At 70.1% G+C, this 4,296-nt stretch carries 2 protein-coding genes; one reads left to right on the top strand and one right to left on the bottom strand.

The genetic code is table 11. The features are described 5' to 3' along the window. The first annotated feature begins 366 nt into the window (after positions 1-366). The gene (locus ACWC21_RS41240) at positions 367-3,057 is read left to right on the top strand and encodes an RICIN domain-containing protein (RefSeq protein ID WP_450889973.1); all 2,691 of its coding nucleotides are present in this window, start codon (positions 367-369) and stop codon (positions 3,055-3,057) included. Positions 3,058-3,365: 308 nt separating this feature from the next. Here the strand turns inward: ACWC21_RS41240 and ACWC21_RS41235 are convergent. Further along, a partial coding sequence (locus ACWC21_RS41235; RefSeq protein ID WP_450889971.1) for an ISAs1 family transposase occupies positions 3,366-4,296 on the bottom strand: 931 nt, incomplete at its 5' end.

Below are 4,296 nucleotides of genomic sequence, written 5' to 3'. Positions count from 1 at the left end.
TGCCACCCTCACCCGCCTCCTGGCCGCCCTCGACGGCAGGACCTCCAACAGCATCGGCCACGCGCGGGAGCGGAAGCGGGGTCCGCTCCTGGGCTTCGGCAACAGGGTGCGACGGGGGCATTCACGGATGCCCCGCTGGGCACTATGGTGTGGGAGCGCTCCCACCGGTGGCACCGCGGTGATCAGCAGAGGGGATCCCCACATGACGATCGGACCCGTCGGCCGGGGCCGGACGCGGCGTGCCCTTGCTGCCGTCACCGGTGCACTGATCCCTTCCGGCCGATCCGGCCGGCCCGCGCGGTGACGGGTGTGCGGGCCGCCTGACCGTCTCCCGTTCCCCGTCCCCCAGCGAAAGAGGGATGTGTGATGCGACAACACCATCGGCCGCCGCGCCGCCGACGCCCGGCGTTGTGGTGCGTGGCCGCCGTGGCGCTGCTGACCGGCGCAGTGGGAACGCAGCCGGCCGCGGCGGCCGCCCCTCGACCTACGGCGGCCGTTGCCTCGCCGGCCTCCGGCACCGATGGCGTCACCGCGGGCAACGCCGCGATCGCCTCGGTCGACCTGGCCGGCACGTGGGGCTTCACCCCGGCGGGCCGGTCGGCGACGTCGATCACCGTGCCGGGCGGCGGCTGGTACAAGCAGGGCTTCACCGATGTGAACGAGGCGGTGTACTCCCGCACCATCACCGTGCCGGACTCCGGGCAGCCGCAGTCGACGTGGATCGAGTTCGGCGCGGTGAACCACCAGGCGACCCTGTCGGTCGACGGGCGGACGGTGGCGACCAGGACCACCGCCTTCACACCGTCGAACTTCGACATCAGCGCGTACGCGGCACCGGGCACCACGCACACCATCACGGTCGATGTGAAGGGCAGGGGCGCCCTGAAGAACTCCGCGAACGGCAGGTATCTGGTGCCCGACGCGGCCGACTGGGCCGAGGCCGTACCGCAGGGCATCTTCCGTTCGGCGTTCCTGCGCGTGTATCCGGCGGTGTACGTCAGCGACACGTTCGTCCGTACGTCCGTGGCCAATCAGACCCTCACCTACGACGCGTCGGTGACCAACACCTCCGGCGCCGCGCGGACAGTGACGCTGACCGGTTCGCTCGCATCGGACACCGCCACGTCGTTCAACTATCCGGCGCTGCCGAGCAGCACGGTGACCGTGGCCGCCCACTCGACCGTCAAGGTGACGGTCGGGCCGGTGGCGTGGAACCTGGGCTCCTCCTCGTACTGGTGGCCCAACGTCCCCTACCGGCAGGGGTATCGCGCCCAACTGCACCGCCTGACGGTCCACGCGGCGACCGACGACGGCCGCACCAGCGACGCGACCTACCGCTTCGGATTCCGGGAGAGCAGCCAGAACGGCGAGTACTACTACCTCAACGGCGTGCGGGTGAACTTCCGCGGCGACAACCTCCAGGGCGCGGACTTCGACCGCATCAACAACGGCGGCAAGGGCGACGCCTACGACACCCTGCCCGGCTTCCTCGCGCCCTCCTCGGGAAACGGTGGCTGGCCGCAGGCGGTCGACAACTACCAGCTGCTCAACTACAACGTGGTCCGCATTCATCAGGAGCCGGCCAGCCCCTACATGCTCGACGTGGCCGACGAGATGGGCCTGATGATCATCGACGAGACCGGCATCCGCGGCTCCAACAGCCTTCAGGACTTCGTCGCCGGGCACGACAACATGGTCGACCACGCCCGCGCGCTGACCCTGCGCGACCGCAACCACCCGGCGATCATCCGCTGGAGCCAGAGCAACGAGCCCGGCAGCAGCGGTATGGACTCGGAGCACTTCGAGAAGGACCTGTACGCGGCGATGAACGGCAACGACGGCACCCGGCCGGTCAGCGTCGACGCGTGGGTCGGCGCCCCGGCCAACCCCTACCCCACCATGACGTACGCCAACTTCGATGTCTTCGGGCACTACTTGGACGGTTTCGGCACCTACGGCGAGAAGGTCGTGTCGGTGCCCGGCCGGCCCGACGGCGAGGGCGAGTACATCTGGCCGAAGTGCAACACCAAGCAGGGCTTCGAGTGGTTCGCCACCACGATGGCGGCCAAGCGCGGCAAGGACGCCAGCGACTTGCGCCCCTACACCCTGCTGTCCGCCTGGGCGGGCGTCATACCCGGCGTCCGCACCACCGACTTCACCCCCGAAGAGGGCGGCCATCCCGTCTACGGCGCCGACAACCTCTCCGACCCGTGGAGCAATCCGCAGATCCAGCGCATCCAGGCCGCGTTCAACCCGGTCGCCGCGATCGACCTGCCCTACTGGTCGGCCTCCGGTGTGTCGGACTCCAACGGCACCTTCCCGCTCCCGCAAGCGGCCCCCGGATACGCCGCCAACAGCACCGTGAACCGTACGATCTCGGTGTTCAACGACGACTTCACCGGCACCGCCGTGGGCTTCGCCTGGAGCGCCCGCCTCGACAGCGCCACCGGCCCGGTGATCGCCTCCGGGAACACCACCCTCACCGTCCCGCTCGGCTCGAAGGCGACGCAGACCGTGTCGTTCACCGCGCCGTCCAGCGGCTCACGGGTCTACCTCGTCCTGTCCACCAGCAAAGCCGGGACGACCGTGTTCAGCGACGCGGTCGAGTACTTCACGTTGAGCGGCGGCGGGAGCACCGGTCCCGCGCCGGGCACGTACCGCATCGTCAACCGCAACAGCGGCAAACCGCTCGCCATCACCGGCAACTCCACGGCCGACGGCGCCAAGGCCGTCCAGCAAACCGGGAACGCGACCTGGACCCTCGGTTCCGCCCAGGACGGCGCCTACACCCTGCGATACACCGCGAGCGGCAAAATGCTCGACGTCAACGCCTCCTCCACCACGGCCGGACTGCAACTGCAGCAGTGGTCCGCCAACGGCGGCACCAACCAGCAGTGGTACCTCCGGCCCACCGGCGACGGCTACTACACCATCGTCAGCCGCGCCAGCAGCCTGGCCGCCGACGTGTACGGCCAGTCGACCAGCGACGGCGCCCAAGTCGTGCAGTGGACCGCCAACAATGGCACCAACCAGCAATGGCAACTGACACCGGCCTGAGCCAGCGGCCCGCCTGCAGGATGTGCCGCCACCTCCCCGTGGCGGCACATCCGGGGCCTGCGGCCACCCCAGGGGTGCACACAGGGGACGCCACGGCGTCGTCCGTCACCCGGCTCCAGCCCGGATGAAGGCCCCCGGCCCCGCGCGGGGAGATCCGCCGCGTGCGGGGACGACCATCATGGCGGTGAGCCGAAGGCCGCTGATACGGGCGGCCGGCCGCCGGAACGGTGCCGAACGCTCGGGGTCCCGGGGAGAGTGGCGCCGAGGACCCGCTGCCGTACGCGACGCGCGATGGCATCACGGTGGTTTCAAGTTCCTGGTAGGAGTGGGCTGTCGGTGATGCCCCAGATCCAAAGGGCGTGTTCGGGCGCGTCCCGGATCGCTCGGGTGGTCTTGGCGATGTTGTCCGTTCCGAGTAGGCGCAGCCTGCCGATGGCCAGGTTTCGCAAGGCGGCCATTACCCGTGGTGGGCTGCTGGTGTGGACGGTGGAGGCGTCCTCGGCGAAGACCACGTCTCTGACGTGGTGGCTGGCGTTTTCGATTGCCCAGTGCCCGCGCACGTATCCTCCCAGGTCAGAGGGGCTGGCCTGGTGGGTGTCGAGGCTGGTGACGGCGTAGACCGTTTCCCGGGTCTGCCGCTTGCCGGGCTCTTGGCGGCGCCGGTGGACGCGCAGGGCCAGTCGTGCTTGCGGGAAGGCGATCCCGCCCAGGTTCGCCGCGATGGCCATCGTCTTGACCGAGCGGGACTCCCGCCGGCCGTGCCCGGTCCCCGATGCGGTATGCGCGACGGGTACTTGTTCCCATGGCAGAGCCTTGAGCTGGGACGACGCGGTCGGCTGGTTCCCCTTGATCACCGCGATGTAGTGGGCCTTCTTCTCCTGGACCAGCCAGCGCACCTGGTCCTTGACGCTGTGCAGGGCGTCGAAGGTGACCACGGTGCCGGTCAGATCGAGTGGCTCCAGCAGCGGGCGGAAGGCGGCCGTCTCGTTGGTCTTCGCCCGTACCTCCCGCTGGGCCAGGGTGACGGTGGGACGGTGGGTGACGGCGGATAGCAGGTGCCGGTGGCGCCGGCCTGGGTGCGCGGAGCCGGTCAGGGCCTTGCCGTCCACCGCGATCGCCGGCGGCGGTGCCGAGCCGGTGGTGGCGACGTCGGTGTGGTGGTCTTGGGCCAGGTAGGCGCCGATCGCGGCGTCCAGGGCATCGCCGTCGAGGGCGGCCAGGAGGCGGGTGAGGGTGGCC

Source organism: Streptomyces sp. NPDC001348 (genome assembly GCF_053597535.1).
Note: the sequence above shows the minus strand (reverse complement) of the source record. Positions and strands in the feature narration are given on the sequence as shown.